Source organism: Novosphingobium sp. EMRT-2 (assembly GCF_005145025.1).
Lineage (GTDB): Bacteria > Pseudomonadota > Alphaproteobacteria > Sphingomonadales > Sphingomonadaceae > Novosphingobium.
This window is the reverse complement of sequence record NZ_CP039695.1, coordinates 572,541-586,571: the sequence shown is the minus strand read 5'-3', so window position 1 is coordinate 586,571 and position 14,031 is coordinate 572,541. Positions and strand designations below refer to the sequence as shown.

The following is a 14,031-nucleotide window of genomic DNA, read 5'->3' as shown; positions in this document are numbered from 1 at the left end:
AGCTTAGCGCTGGTTCAGCGGTACGTAGTCGCGCTGCGTCGGCCCGGTGTAGAGCTGGCGCGGACGACCGATCTTCTGGCCGGGGTCGGAGATCATTTCGTTCCACTGCGCCACCCAGCCCACGGTGCGCGCCAGCGCGAACAGCACGGTGAACATCGTGGTCGGGAAGCCGATCGCCGACAGGATGATGCCCGAATAGAAGTCCACGTTCGGGAACAGCTTCTTCTCGATGAAGTAGGGATCGTTGAGCGCGATCTCTTCGAGGCGAAGCGCGGTTTCGAACAGCGGATCGTTGACCTTCAGCGCCGAGAACACCTCGCGCACCGTCTGCTGCATCACGGTCGCGCGCGGATCGTAGTTCTTGTACACGCGATGGCCGAAGCCCATCAGGCGGAACGGATCGTTCTTGTCCTTGGCGCGCTCTATGTAGTGCGGGATCTTGTCGGGCGTGCCGATTTCCTTGAGCATGTTCAGCGCGGCTTCGTTCGCGCCACCATGCGCCGGTCCCCACAGGCAGGCGATGCCCGCCGCCATGCACGCGAACGGATTGGCGCCCGACGATCCGGCAAGGCGCACGGTCGAGGTCGAGGCGTTCTGTTCGTGATCGGCATGGAGGATGAAGATGCGGTCCATCGCCCGTTCCACTTCGGGCACGACTTCGTATTCCTCGGCCGGAACGCCGAACGTCATGCGCAGGAAGTTGCCGGTGTAGGACAGCTCGTTCTTCGGATAGAGGAACGGCTGGCCGACCGAATACTTGTACGCCATGGCCGCGATCGTCGGCATCTTGGCGATCAGGCGGTGCGAGCTGATCTTGCGGTGCTGCGGATCGGCGATGTCGGTGGAGTCATGGTAGAACGCCGAAAGCGCGCCGACCACGCCGCACATGATCGCCATGGGGTGCGCATCGCGACGGAAGCCGCGATAGAACGTGCTGAGCTGTTCGTGCACCATGGTGTGGCGGCTGATGGTGCGGGTGAACTCCGCGAGTTCGTCCTGGTTCGGCAGTTCGCCGTTCAGCAGCAGGTAGCTGACTTCCATGAACGAGGAGTGTTCGGCAAGCTGGCCGATCGGGTAGCCGCGGTGCAGCAGCACGCCTTCATCGCCATCGATATAGGTGATCGCGGAATCGCAGCTCGCGGTGGAGGTGAAGCCGGGATCGTAGGTGAACAGGCCGGTCTGCCCGTAGAGCTTGCGGATATCGACCACATCCGGCCCGATGGTGCCGCTGCGGACCGGCATTTCGACAGTCTTGCCGTCCGCGCTCAAAGTAGCCTGGTTTTCGCTCACGCTAAGCCCTCCTGATCTGGGTTGTGCCGTGGGAGATACGGCAAGGAGATTAGAAAACGAACTGGTTCATGCGGATTGGTCGCGGAGTCGCGCAAGCGCTTCTTCCTTGCCCAGCAAGACCAGAACGTCGAATATGCCCGGCGAGGTTGTCTGACCCGTCAACGCTGCGCGTAACGGCTGGGCAAGCTTGCCCAGTCCTACTCCCAGCTCCTCTGCCATGGCCTTGAGACTGGCCTCCAGCGTGGAGGTTGTCCAGTCGCATTCCGCATCGATCCTGGAGATGATCGCTGCGAGAATGGTGCGTGCATCGTCCGTCAGCAGGCTCTGCGCTTTCGCGTCGAGCGGCAGCGGACGCTGCGAGAACAGGAACACGGCGCCCTGCGCCAGTTCGTTGAGATCGGCTGCGCGCACCTTGAGCACGGGCATCGCCTGCTCCAGCAGCGCCATGTCCCGCGCTTCGTCGAACGCGGGGGCCAGCGGCTTGAGCCGGGGAGCAACCAGCGCCGCGAGCCGGGCGTCTTCGGCTTCGCGCAAGTAGTGCCCGTTGAGGTTCAGCAGCTTCTTGAAATCGAACCGCGATGCGCCCTTGCCGACGTGGCCGATATCGAACCATTCGACCGCCTGATCGCGCGAGATGATCTCCTCGTCGCCATGGCCCCAGCCAAGGCGCAGCAGGTAGTTGAACACCGCTTCGGGCAGCAGGCCCATCTCGTCGCGATAGGCGTCCACGCCCAGCGCGCCGTGGCGCTTGGAAAGCTTGGCGCCGTCCGCGCCGTGGATCAGCGGAATGTGGGCATAGGCCGGGTCCGGCCAGCCGCCTTCGATCGCGTGCATCCCGCGAATGATCACGAGCTGGCGAAAGGCGTTGTTGATGTGATCGTCGCCCCGGATCACGTGGGTCACGCCCATGTCGTGATCGTCGACCACGACCGCGAGCATGTAGGTGGGCGTCCCGTCGGAACGGAGCAGGATGAAATCGTCGATCTCGCTGTTGCTGACCGTGATCTCGCCCTGCACCAGATCGGCGATGACCGTCTGCCCCTCGCGCGGGGCCTTGATCCGCACGACATAGGGCTGGCCCGCGGGCCAGGTCGCGGGATCGGCGTCGCGCCATTCGCTGTCGATGCGGAACGGGCGGCGTTCTTCCTGCGCCTTGGCGCGGCGCGCGGCCAGCTCTTCCTGGGTGAGGTAGCAGCGATAGGCATGGCCGGCCGCCAGCAGCGCATGGGCTACTTCGGCGTGCCGCTCCGAGCGGGCGAACTGGAACACGGCCGGTTCGTCGCCGGTCAGGCCCAGCCACTCCAGCCCGTCGAAGATCGCGTCGATCGCCGCGTCGGTGGAGCGGGCGCGATCGGTGTCCTCGATCCGCAGCAGGTACGTGCCGCCATGGTGACGCGCGAACAGCCAGTTGAAAAGCGCGGTCCTGGCGCCGCCGATATGCAGGAACCCGGTCGGCGAGGGAGCAAAGCGCGTAACAACGCCGGAGCGTTCCTGGCCGGCTCTGACGGCCGATTGTGCGGAAACGGTTTCAGTGGCGCTTGCCATCGGCCGCGCGGTCCTTCCTATTGCATTCCATGGCGTCCATGGCCACAGTCGAAACTGAGGCTGAACCGGCGGAGAATCTGCCGGTGGAACCGGCGCGGCATTGGGCCAAATATCGGCGCTTGTCCAGCATACTTCCGTCGATCAACGCATTCCTCGCCGCCCGCCCGTTCGAGCGTGCGCCGTGGCTCGCGGTCGCGTTCCTGGCCGGCATCGCAAGCTGGCTCGAACTGGATGGCCCATGGCAATGGATGGCGCTCCTCGCGGCCTGCGCGGCGGTGGCGGCGCTGACCCTGACGCTCCCGCGCGAGGGCTCGCTGGACTATGTCCGGCTTGCGTTGCTGTCGCTTCCGCTCATGGTCGCGGCGGGGTGCGTGACGGTGTGGAGCAAGTCTGCGCTCGTCGGAAAGTCGGGGGTGGCCCGTCCGACCATCGGCTGGGTGGAAGGCCGCATTCTCGACCGGCAGGAGGAAAGCGCGCGCGAACGGGTGCGCCTGCTGATCGATGCGCGAATGGACGGCGTGCCCGATGCGATGCGGGTGCGCGTGAACCTGCCGCTGGCGCAGGACCGGCCAGGTCTTGCCGAAGGCGCCACGGTGCGCCTGCGGGCGCGCCTGATGCCGCCCGCTCCGCCGATGCTGCCCGGTGGATACGACTTCGCCCGCGCCGCATGGTTCCAGGGCCTGGCCGCGACCGGGAGCGTGGTCGGCCCGGTCGATGTGCTGGCCCCGCCCGATGGGGGAGGGCTGCTGCGCCGTTGGCAGCAACACCTGGCCGATCACATCCGCGCCCGCCTTGGTGGATCGCCCGGTTCGATCGCGGCCGCACTGGCCAGCGGCGATCGGGGCAGCATCGCGCCGACCGACGAGGACGCGATGCGCGATGCCGGGCTGACGCACCTGCTTTCGATCAGCGGCCTGCACGTGAGCGCGGTGATCGCGGCGGTCTATTTCCTGACCGTGCGCCTGTTCGCGTTGATTCCCTTCGTCGCCTTGCGCGTGCGCCTGCCGATCGTCGCAGCGGCGGCGGGGGCGCTGGCGGGCATTGCCTATACCCTGTTGACGGGATCGGAAGTGCCGACCGTGCGATCGTGCATCGGCGCGCTGCTGGTGCTGGCGGCGCTGGCGCTGGGGCGCGATCCGCTGTCGCTGCGGATGCTGGCGGTGGCGGCGTTCTTCGTCATGGTGTTCTGGCCCGAGGCCGTATTCGGGCCGAGTTTCCAGATGAGCTTCGCTTCCGTGATCGCGATCATCGCGTTCCACGGTTCCGCCCCGGCCAAGCGCTTCCTGGCCGCGCGCGAGGAAGGGGTACTGCTTCGCCTGGGGCGGCATCTCGTGATGCTGCTCGCGACGGGACTCGTGATCGAACTGGCGCTGATGCCGATCGGGCTGTTCCATTTCCACCGCGCCGGGATCTACGGCGCGGCGGCCAACGTCATCGCCATTCCGCTGACCACGTTCGTGACCATGCCGCTGATCGCGCTGGCGCTGGTGCTGGACGTGGTGGGGGCGGGCGGGCCGGCGTGGTGGCTGACGGGCAAGTCGCTCGAACTCCTGCTGTGGCTGGCGCACGTGACGGCGGGGCAGCCCGGCGCGGTGACGCTGATGCCGTCGATGCCGCCCGGGGTGTTCGCGCTGTTCGTTGCCGGCGGGCTGTGGCTGGCGCTGTGGACCGGCACCGTCCGCTTGTGGGGCTTCGTTCCGGCGACGGTGGCCGCGCTGGTCTTTGCCACCATGCGCCCGCCCGACATCCTGGTATCGGGCGACGGCCGCAATGTGGGAATTACCGGAGAGGGGGAGGACCTGCTAGTGCTGCGCCAGACTCGCGGGGAGTACACGCGCGAGAACCTGCTGGAAATGGCCGGCATGGAAGGAGATGTGCGGCCGCTCGATACCTGGCCCGGCGCGGCCTGCAACGGTGATTTCTGCCGGATAGTATTGAAACGGGGAGAGCGCGCATTCGTGGTGCTGATGGCGCGCGGGCAGGATCTGGTGGAGATCGGGGAACTGAAGCGGGCCTGCGCGGCGGCGGACATCGTCATCGCCGACCGCCGGCTGCCGCGGACCTGCCTGCCCCGGATGCTGAAGGCGGACCGGGCCTTGCTGGCGCGAACCGGCGGGCTGACCATCGATCTTGCCGCCGGAACCGTGCGCACCGTAGCCGAGACGCAGGGGCACCACGGCTGGTATCGCTGGACGGCGACGCGCCGGCCGGAAGCCGCGCCGTCGCCCGCATCAACGGATCAGTGATAGCGGCGCAGCAACCCCGCGAGCTTGCCCTGCACCTGCACTTCATCGGGACGGTAGTATTGCGGATCGTAGGCGGCGTTCGCGGGATCGAGCCGGATCATGCCCTTTTCGCGGCGCAGGTACTTGAGCGTCGCTTCCTCGCCCCGGATCAGCGCCACCACGATTTCACCATCGCGGGCGATGTCTGTGCGCCGGACCAGCGCGAAATCGCCATCGAAAATCCCGGCATCGACCATCGAATCCCCGGATACTTCCAGCGCGTAATGCTCCCCCGCGCCGAGCAGGGCGGCGGGCACCGGCAGTACGCTGGAACCTTCCAGCGCCTCGATCGGGGCGCCGGCGGCGATGCGGCCGTGAAGCGGCACTTCGATGACGTCGTTCGCCGGCGCCGGTGCGGTCTTCGGCGGGCTGCGCAGCGGCACGACCACATCGTTGGCGGGAGCCGTGCGCGACGCGGCCTTGGTGGTTGCGCTGTCCGGCTGGCGCAGCACTTCCAGAGCGCGGGCGCGGTTGGGTAGCCGACGGATGAAGCCGCGTTCCTCCAGCGCGGAAATCAGGCGGTGGACGCCCGATTTCGATTTGAGATCGAGCGCTTCTTTCATTTCCTCGAACGAGGGGGAAATGCCGGACTCCTCAAGCCGGAGCTGGATGAAAGTCAGCAGTTCGTGCTGCTTGCGCGTCAGCATTGCGCGTCACTCCATAGTGAACGAATACGGAACGAATAAGCAACTAAAACGCACCCGTCAAGCAATTCCGCCATTTTCCAGCAAATAGACCGGAACATCTGTTCCCGCAGGCTTCAATGGCGCGCGGGCTTCGCGCCGGACCAGCGCGTTGCTGCGCGCGAGCGACGACAACGCACCGGAATCCTGCAGGGGATCGAGCGTCACGCTGGCACCGTCCCAGCGGGCGCGCAGGAATTCGGTACGTCCGCCACCGGCCGGCATATCCTGCGCGAGGCGGGCGGGAATAACGCGTGGCAAGGTTTCCGCCGCGCCCAGCGCGGCCCGGAGGAGCGGCAGCAGGAACAGGTAGCCGGTAACGAAAGCGGCGGCGGGATTGCCGGGCAGGCCCAGGATCACTTGCGCGCCGCGTTGCGCCACCATCAGCGGCTTGCCCGGCTTGATCGCGACCCGCCAGAAGTCCAGCGTGGCGCCGGTGGCCTCGATTGCCGGGCGAACGAGATCGTGGTCGCCCACCGAAGCGCCGCCGCTTGTGACCACCACATCGGCATCGCGCACGCGATCCAGCGCTGCGATGAGGTCATCGAGCCGGTCGGGGGTCGGTCCGATGCGGTCGGTCACGACCCGGCAGCTTGCCGCCAGCGCGGCCAGCATCGGGCCATTGCTGGCGGGAATCTGGTGGGGCGCGAGCGGGGTGCCGGGGGCGACCAGCTCATCGCCGCAATCGATCACGGCGAGCTTCACTGGCCGGCGCACGGCAAGGTAATGATGCCCGGCGGACACGGCGAGGGCGATCTGCGCCGGCCCCATGCGCTGCCCGGCCGGCAGCAAGGGTGCATCGAGGGCGAAATCCATGCCGCGCGGGCGGATGTGTTTGTCCCGGGGCAGGGGCGGTTCGCCGGTAAGACGCAGGCTGTCGCCGACGCGAGCGGCGTCTTCCTGGATCAGCACCATGTCCGCGCCGTCGGGAACCACGGCGCCGGTGCTGATCCGCACCGCCTGTCCGGGCGCGACCGTCCCGTCGAACGGATGGCCGGCGGCGCTTTCGCCTACCACGGTCCACGGCCCGGGAAGGTCGGTGGCGCGCAGGGCGTATCCGTCCATGGCGGAGAGCGCGGCCTCGGGCTGGTTGCGCCGCGCGGCAAGCGGCTGGGCGAGATGGAAACCCACGCATTCGGCAGCGGGGCGGTGTTCGACCGGCAGTGAGGGGGCCAGGGCGAGCAGGCGGCGCTGCGCCTCCTCCAGCGGTAACGGCGGCGTCTTCATGCCTTATCTTGCGGCCCTTCATCCGCGCGCCACGTGCCCGACTTGCCGCCGCGCTTTTCGATCAGGCGGACCTGTTCGATCACCATGCCCTTGTCCAGCGCCTTGGCCATGTCGTAGATGGTCAGCAGCGCGATCGAGACGGCGGTCAGCGCTTCCATTTCCACCCCGGTCCGGCCAGTGAGCGACGCGGTGGCGGTCACCTCCACGCCATCGGGCACGAAGGCAAACTCCACTGCGATCGCATTGAGCGCAAGCGGATGGCACAGGGGGATGAGCTCGCCCGCCTTCTTCGCCGCCATGATCCCGGCGATCCGCGCTGCCGCCAGAACGTCGCCCTTTGGCGCATCGCCATCGCGGATGGCGGCAAGCGTGGCCGGCGTCATGCGGATGCGGCCCCGCGCGATGGCGACACGCGCCGTCTCCGCCTTGCCGCCGACATCGACCATGCGCGCATGGCCTTGCGAATCGAGATGCGTCAGCCCGCTCATGGGCAGAAATCTTGCGAAGTCGCCACGGTCCATGGCGAAGGAACGTGGGGCGGGCAGGCGGCGGAAATGGCGCCGCAAGAAGGGGGGGAACAGGCCGTCATGCTGTGGTCATGCCAGAGGATCGCGGCGCAGGACAGAGGGAAGGGCTTGTCTCCGTGCCGATAGGCCTGTTCTTCATTGCGAGCGTAGCGAAGCAATCCAGACCGTCACCTAGATTGCCGCAGGGCTTTGCCCCTTGCAAGGACGACAGGGTGCCGTCCTTCCCTACCAGTCGCGCCAGCCGTCGATTTCCTCCAGCAGCCGCTTCTGCCCGGCAAGCCGGGCCATCTCGGCGAGAGCGGCGCGGATGTCGTCGCGCTCCGCCGTACCGATCATGCCGCCGATGCGGTGATCGGCGTGGTTGAACCACGCCACGCAGCGCTTGAAGATCGCGCGCGCGGCGGGCTTGCGGGGTTTCGGCGCCAGCGCGGCCAGTTCGGTGCAGGCCTGCAGAAGCGTTCTGCGCGCGCCGGCGACGAAAGCGGGCGGCAGGGCCATGGCGGCGGCATCCCAACCTGCCAGCGGCGTTTCGGCGCGCAGCCGGTCCCACGTCAGCGCGGCGGTCCGTGCTGCCTGGACGGCGCGGGCGGCGGCCGCTTCCGCCTTCTCGACGATCAATGCGCGCGCGACTTCCTCGCGCAGCGCATCGCGTTCGTGCGCCCAGCGCCATTCGCCTTCGGCCGCGATGCTCGCGCTGTCGAGCGAGGTGCCGTAGCGCGCGCCGATGCCATAGCAGGCGATGGCTTCGGCGTGGGCGAGGTCCTGCGCGGACAGTGGCGCTTTGCCCAGCAACGCGGGTTCGCGCAAGTCGGCGAGCTTCCAGTCCGGCGGGCGCAGGCCGAAGATGGCCGGTTCTTGGCGCAGCGAGAAGCGGTGCTCGCGCAGGATGCCGCAGGCGGCGGCGTCCGCAAGCGTAGGCGGTGCGGTCCAGATCCCGTCCAGCACCAAAACCGCGATCATCGCGGGGGTGGCGCCGATCACGCGGAACGCGGCCCACCGTCCGGTCTCTTCCGGCGAAAAGCGCGTGAACGGGGCGGTGCGGAAAGCGTGGATCGTGCCGGCGGCAGGCAGGACGCGGCGCGATCCCCGCAGGACTGCCTTCATGCCATTTTTCACCCACGCTGCCCGTTATGACGGGACCGCCCCTACTGCCGTGCGGGGGAGCGAGGTACGGTGAAAATGGACCGATGCGGAGCGCGGCGGATCAGCCCTGGAGCAAAGCCTTTGTCGCAGCCGTGACATCGGCCTGCCGCATCAGGCTTTCGCCCACCAGGAAGGTGCGTGCGCCGCACTTTTCGAGCCGCTGGAGATCGGCATGGGTATTGATGCCGCTTTCGCTGACCATGAGCGTGCCTTGCGGGGCCAGCGGGGCCAGGCGTTCGGTGATGGCGATGTCGGTGACGAAGCGCTTGAGATCGCGGTTGTTGACGCCGATCAGGCGCGAGCGCAGCCGCGCGGCGCGCTCCATCTCGGCCTCGTTATGGACCTCGACCAGCACGTCCATGCCGTGTTCGAGCGCGGCGGCCTCGATCTCGGCCATGGCGCCGTCCTCCAGCGCGGCGACGATGATGAGGATGGCGTCGGCCCCGATCGCGCGGGCTTCGGAAACCTGCCAGGGATCGACCATGAAATCCTTGCGCAACACCGGCAGCGCGCAGGCGGCACGGGCGGCGAGCAGGAAATCCTCGTGCCCTTGGAAATAGGGCGCATCGGTTAGCACCGAAAGGCAGGCCGCGCCGCCGGCCTCGTATTGCCGCGCGTGTTCGGCGGGCTGGAAATCGGCGCGGATCAGGCCCTTGGACGGGCTGGCCTTCTTGATCTCCGCGATCAGCGCGTAGCCAGCGGCGGCTTTCGCGCGCAAGGCCGCCTCGAACCCGCGCGGAGCGCTCTGCCCGGCGGCACGGGCGGAGAGGTCCGCCTGCGAGGTGGCCGCCTTGCGGGCCGCGACTTCGCGGCGCTTGGTGTCGCAGATCTCGGTGAGCTTGTCGGTCATCGGGGCGCTTTAGCGGGACGGCGCGGGGCAAGTCGAGAGGGTGGTGCGGTGTGTCTCGACGTCGCTCGACACGAACGGAGGTTGAAGAACATCTCTTTCCCGTTCGTGTCGAGCGAAGTCGAGACACCGGCGCGCACGCAATCCCGGCCTCTACCGCAGCGCCACGATCCAGCAATCGAGCAGGGCCTTGGCCAGCCCCTTGTCGATCGCCTCGGCCGCTTCCTCCACGCCTTCGTGCCAGTCGCGCGCTTCGCCCGCGACCATCAGCGCGGCGGCGGCGTTGAGGAGGACGGCGTCCCGATAAGCGCCGGGCTCGCCCAGCAGCAAGCGGCGCAGCGCTTCGGCGTTGTGCGCGGGATCGCCGCCCCGGATCGCCTCGATCGGTGCGGTGGGCAGGCCGGCATCGGACGGCGTGACGCGGCGCATCACGATCTCCGCGCCGGTCACGTCGGCCAGTTCGTTGCCACCGGCGAGCGAGAGTTCGTCCAGCCCCTCGTCGCCCGAGACGACAAAGGAACGCGCTGTGCCGAGCCGGGCCAGCGCATCGGCATAGATCGGCACGTAGGCGGGCCGGGCGATACCGACGAGCTGGCGCGATACCTGCGCCGGATTGGCGAGCGGCCCCATCAGGTTGAAGATCGTGCGCCGGCCGATCGCCTTGCGGATCGGCATGATGCGGCCCATCGCCGGGTGGTGGCGCGCGGCAAAGAGGAAGCCGATGCCGATGTCCGCCAGCGTCTCTTCCGCCGTTTCAGCGGCGCGATCGAGGTTGAGGCCCAGCGCTTCGAGCGTGTCGGCCGCGCCGGCCTTGGAACTGGCGGCACGGTTGCCGTGCTTGGCTACGGGCACGCCGCAGGCTGCGACGACGAGGCTGACGGCGGTGGAGACGTTGAGCGTATGGTACCCGTCGCCGCCGGTGCCGCAGACGTCGATGGCGTTGGCCGGGGCCTGCACGGGGATCATCCGCGCGCGCATCGCCCGCGCCGCGCCGGCGATTTCGCTCGCCGTCTCGCCCCGCTCCGACAACGCGACGAGGAAGGCGGCGATCGCCTCGTCCGCCACCGCACCATCGAGAATCGCGGTGAAGGCCCGCTCGGCGGTGTCCTCGTCGAGCGGATGGTCGACCAGGGGCAGCGCGGTCACGCCGGGACTTTCGCGTCCACGCCGCACAGCCGCAGGAAGTTCGCCAGCATGGCGTGGCCGTGTTCCGTGGCGATCGATTCCGGGTGGAACTGCACGCCGTGGATCGGCAGCTCGCGATGGCGGAAGCCCATGACGTGCGTATCGTCCGAGGTGGCGTTGACCGTCAGCGCATCGGGAATGTCGGTCACGATCAGCGAGTGATAGCGCGTGGCGGTGAAGGGCGAGGGGATGCCGGCGAACATGCCGGTGCCGTCATGGGTGACGGGCGAGGTCTTGCCGTGCATCAGCCCGCCGCGCACCACCTGCCCGCCGAAATACTGCCCGATCGACTGATGGCCCAGGCACACGCCCAGCAGCGGAACGCCCGCGTCAGCCGCCGCGCCCACCAGATCGAGGCTGATCCCGGCCTCGTTGGGCGTGCAGGGACCGGGCGAGATCAGGAACCCCTGCGCGCCAGAGGATATCGCCTGCCCGGCGGACAGCGCATCGTTGCGGACGACATCCACTTCCGCGCCCATCTCCATCAGGTAGTGGACGAGGTTCCAGGTGAAGCTGTCGTAATTGTCGATGACGAGGATCATTGCAGCTCAATTCGATAAGGTTGGAGTGAGAACCTCTCACCGGTCTTTGAGGCAAATAAGACAAGTCCGTCTGAAAAGTCCGCAAACTTGACATGCCAATACACGCTGCCATCTGATTTTATCGTTTGATTGAGGCTGGGCAGGACCTTCCTCATTTCAGATATAGGGATAGCAAATGCGTCGTTCCGGTCGACGCAGCCGAATACCATGTATCCTTGCTGGGCGCCTTCCAAAAAGGCATCCCACTTTGGGTGGAAGGCGTACCAATAGGGCTGCAGCGCATTCTCATAGCGTTTTGACACGGTGATGCAGGCGCGAACGCTTCCATCTTTGTCCTCGAACAAAGCCTGCCGCTTGCGGATCAGATTTGCCCCCAGCTTTAGATTGAGTGCTTCCGCTGCTTTGAGGCGAACATCATCCAATTTTTGCTGCGGAGTCCTGTCCTGCGTTGTAGGACTGGGTTCGATTCCATCATTTTGTTCTTCAGAATCATACATTTGTTCGTCTTGAGTTACGTCGTTGGCGGCATTGAAGACCACATCTAGTATTCTATCCACACGAGTATACTCAAACGGTCTTAGTAGCTCTCTTATTTGCGTAACAGTTTGATCTTCATTTGATTTTTCTTTGACGCGCGCCAGTCGAATTAAGCTATCAACACCCACGACACGCATATCCCATGCATGACGGGAACCTCGGATTTGAGCCTCAAGAGCACCTGTATCCTTGCGTCCGACTACAAATAATACGGATGCGGATTTATCGAGAGTGCCTTCGTCGAGTAGTTTGCTCCGATAACCGGCGACAGAATCCAAAGAAACATTGTATGTGTCTGTTGTCTTAACTTCTATGACGATCGAAGGACCTGAGGGAATGTTCCAGATGCCGTCAAAGCCCACCGATCCTTGTATTCCCCGATAACGCCCATCGCTAACGTCAAATTCTAAACGCCGGCCGAGCTCATTTACAACGTCCTGCAAGAAGAAACCGCTATCGGGAAATGCATGATTTAGACATTCTAACGCATATTCAGCAAGTCTATCTATGTTTACAGATCGAAGGTACTCGCGCAATTCTTTACTGCAATCTGAGTTATCCCTCAGATTTCCATCGCCGGCAAACGCTACGATTTGACGGGCTTTGTAATTATTGAACCCATCTGGGTTAGTTTTCCAAAGCTTAATGAGCGACATGGTGGGTCCTACTGCCCGAAGCCCGGATCGCTGGCCACGCGGATCGCCTCGCGCGCGGCGGCGAAGAGGGCGCCGGACTTGTGTTCGCATTCGCGCTGTTCATACGCGGGATCGCTGTCCGCCACGATGCCCGCGCCGGCCTGGACGTGGAGCACGCCGTCCTTGACCACGCCGGTTCGGAGGACGATGCAGCTATCGACCGAACCATCGGGCGCGAAATAGCCGACGCCGCCGGCATAGGCGCCGCGCGTTTCGGGTTCGAGTTCGGCGATGATCTCGCAGGCGCGGACTTTAGGCGCGCCGCTGACCGTGCCCGCCGGGAAGCCCGCGAACAGCGCATCCACCGAATCCGCGCGCTCGGTATCGAGTTCGCCCACCACGTTCGAGACGATATGCATCACGTGGCTGTAGCGTTCGATGGTGTAGCTTTCGGTGACCTTGACCGTCCCAGCCTTGGCCACGCGGCCCACGTCGTTGCGGCCGAGGTCGAGCAGCATGAGGTGTTCGGCGCGTTCCTTCGGATCGGCCAGCAGGCTTTCCTCGTTGGCGCGGTCCTCCTCCGCCGTCTTGCCGCGCGGACGGGTGCCGGCGATGGGGCGGATGGTGACTTCGCCATCGCGGATGCGGACGAGGATTTCCGGGCTGGAACCGGTGAGCGCGAAGCCCGGCAAGTCGAGGAAATAGAGGAACGGTGAAGGGTTGATCCGGCGCAGCGCTCGGTAAAGCGCGATCGGCGGCAGCGGGAAGGGCGCGCTGAAGCGCTGCGCCAGCACCACCTGGAAGATGTCGCCCGCCTCGATGTATTCCTTCGCCCGGCCGACCATGCGGGCATAGTCTTCGGGCGCCATTGCCGGGGCGAGCGCAACGTCCATCGGTGCATCGAGCCGCGCGTCCTGCGGCGCGGGGCGCGCAAGGCGGCGCAGCGCCTCGTCGATGCGCTCGCCCGCCGTTTCCAGCGCCTGCGCGGGCGAAGCGCCGCCGCCGGCCCAAACCGGCGCGATGGCGAACAGTTCGTCGGACAGGCGGTCGAACACCAGCACCACGGTCGGCCGCACGAACAGCATGTCGGGCTGAACCAGTGGGCTTTGCGGTGCGCGGGGCAGCTTTTCGACCAGGCCGAAGGTCTCGTAGCCGAAATAGCCGACAAGGCAGGCGAGCGCCGAAGGCAGCGCCGCCGGCACATCGATGTGGCAAGCCTTCACCAGTGCGCGCAGTTCGGTCAGGCTGTCACCCGGCAGCGGCGCGAAGGCTTCGCGATCGTGCCGCCACGCGCGGTTGACCTCGGCCGTGCGGCCGGTGGCGCGGAACACCAGATCGGGGTCCAGCCCCAGCAGGCTGTAGCGCCCGCGCACTTCGCCGCCCTGCACGGATTCGAGCAGGAAATCGCCGCGCCCCGGTTCGATCAGCTTCAGCGCGGCCCCGATGGGCGTTTCGGTATCGGCGATCAGGCGCCGCCAGATCAGCGCGGGACGGCCATCGGCGAGCGCGGCGTGGGCCACGTCCCAGTTTTCGGGCCGTCCGGTCCCTGCCGGCGCGCTTTCGATCACCGCCGCATCGACCATGG

12 protein-coding genes are annotated in these 14,031 nt (G+C 66.4%); 1 reads left to right on the top strand and 11 read right to left on the bottom strand.

Going from position 1 to position 14,031, the window contains the following annotated elements; translation table 11 throughout:
• Positions 1-3 precede the first annotated feature (3 nt).
• On the bottom strand, positions 4-1,242 hold the full coding sequence (gene gltA, locus FA702_RS03040) for a citrate synthase (protein ID WP_255504786.1): 1,239 nt from the start codon (positions 1,240-1,242) through the stop codon (positions 4-6).
• A gap of 114 nt (positions 1,243-1,356) precedes the next feature.
• On the bottom strand, positions 1,357-2,835 hold the full coding sequence (gene gltX / locus FA702_RS03035) for a glutamate--tRNA ligase (protein ID WP_136954969.1): 1,479 nt from the start codon (positions 2,833-2,835) through the stop codon (positions 1,357-1,359).
• Positions 2,836-2,954: 119 nt separating this feature from the next.
• Between gltX and FA702_RS03030 the strand changes: the two genes are divergently transcribed.
• On the top strand, positions 2,955-5,081 hold the full coding sequence (locus FA702_RS03030; protein WP_255504687.1) for a ComEC/Rec2 family competence protein: 2,127 nt from the start codon (positions 2,955-2,957) through the stop codon (positions 5,079-5,081).
• Here FA702_RS03030 and lexA read toward each other — a convergent pair.
• The 9 genes from lexA to trpE all read right to left on the bottom strand — a co-directional run bounded on the left by lexA (position 5,075) and on the right by trpE (position 14,029).
• Positions 5,075-5,767 carry a transcriptional repressor LexA gene (gene lexA / locus FA702_RS03025; protein ID WP_124807481.1) on the bottom strand — a complete coding sequence of 231 codons (693 nt, stop codon included), beginning with the start codon at positions 5,765-5,767 and terminating at the stop codon, positions 5,075-5,077. The genes FA702_RS03030 and lexA overlap by 7 nt on opposite strands.
• Before the next feature lie 57 nt (positions 5,768-5,824).
• On the bottom strand, positions 5,825-7,030 hold the full coding sequence (locus tag FA702_RS03020) for a molybdopterin molybdotransferase MoeA (RefSeq protein ID WP_136954968.1): 1,206 nt from the start codon (positions 7,028-7,030) through the stop codon (positions 5,825-5,827).
• A complete protein-coding gene (gene moaC, locus FA702_RS03015) occupies positions 7,027-7,518 on the bottom strand; it encodes a cyclic pyranopterin monophosphate synthase MoaC (protein ID WP_136954967.1) in 492 nt (163 codons plus the stop codon). Before moaC ends, FA702_RS03020 begins: the two co-directional genes overlap by 4 nt.
• A gap of 264 nt (positions 7,519-7,782) precedes the next feature.
• Positions 7,783-8,661, bottom strand: a complete 879-nt coding sequence (locus FA702_RS03010) for a hypothetical protein (protein WP_136954966.1) — start codon at positions 8,659-8,661, stop codon at positions 7,783-7,785.
• Positions 8,662-8,761: 100 nt separating this feature from the next.
• A complete protein-coding gene (trpC, locus tag FA702_RS03005) occupies positions 8,762-9,550 on the bottom strand; it encodes an indole-3-glycerol phosphate synthase TrpC (RefSeq protein WP_136954965.1) in 789 nt (262 codons plus the stop codon).
• 150 nt (positions 9,551-9,700) lie between these two features.
• Entirely contained in the window at positions 9,701-10,693 is a 993-nt protein-coding gene (trpD, locus tag FA702_RS03000) for an anthranilate phosphoribosyltransferase (protein WP_136954964.1), read from the bottom strand.
• On the bottom strand, positions 10,690-11,274 hold the full coding sequence (locus FA702_RS02995) for an aminodeoxychorismate/anthranilate synthase component II (protein ID WP_136954963.1): 585 nt from the start codon (positions 11,272-11,274) through the stop codon (positions 10,690-10,692). Before FA702_RS02995 ends, trpD begins: the two co-directional genes overlap by 4 nt.
• Positions 11,271-12,467, bottom strand: a complete 1,197-nt coding sequence (locus tag FA702_RS02990) for a hypothetical protein (protein ID WP_136954962.1) — start codon at positions 12,465-12,467, stop codon at positions 11,271-11,273. Before FA702_RS02990 ends, FA702_RS02995 begins: the two co-directional genes overlap by 4 nt.
• Before the next feature lie 8 nt (positions 12,468-12,475).
• Complete coding sequence (gene trpE / locus FA702_RS02985; protein WP_136954961.1) at positions 12,476-14,029, bottom strand: anthranilate synthase component I; 1,554 nt, start codon at positions 14,027-14,029, stop codon at positions 12,476-12,478.
• Positions 14,030-14,031: the final 2 nt, after the last annotated feature.